Raw genomic sequence first — 269 nt, forward strand, 5'->3', positions numbered from 1 at the left:
CTGGTCAGGTAGACGAAATGAAGCTGCCACCGTGCCACTGCCTGTTCCAGTTTTACGTAGCCAATGGGCGGCTTTCATGCCAGCTTTACCAACGCAGTGCGGATATTTTCCTTGGCGTGCCGTTTAATATTGCAAGCTACGCGCTGCTGCTCAGCATGGTGGCGCAAGTCACCGGCTTACAGCCCGGCGAGTTCGTTCACACGCTGGGCGATGCGCACCTATACAGCAACCACCTTGAACAAGCCCAAGAGCAGCTAGCCCGCACGCCG

At 57.2% G+C, this 269-nt stretch carries 1 protein-coding gene; it reads left to right on the plus strand.

Annotation, left to right across the window (positions count from 1 at the left end; translation table 11 throughout):
- A partial coding sequence (gene thyA, locus R0J92_RS23315) for a thymidylate synthase (RefSeq protein ID WP_411053424.1) occupies nucleotides 1–269 on the plus strand: 269 nt, incomplete at both ends.

Origin of the sequence: Tritonibacter sp. SIMBA_163, assembly GCF_046535935.1 — a bacterium.
Lineage (GTDB): Bacteria > Pseudomonadota > Alphaproteobacteria > Rhodobacterales > Rhodobacteraceae > Epibacterium > Epibacterium scottomollicae.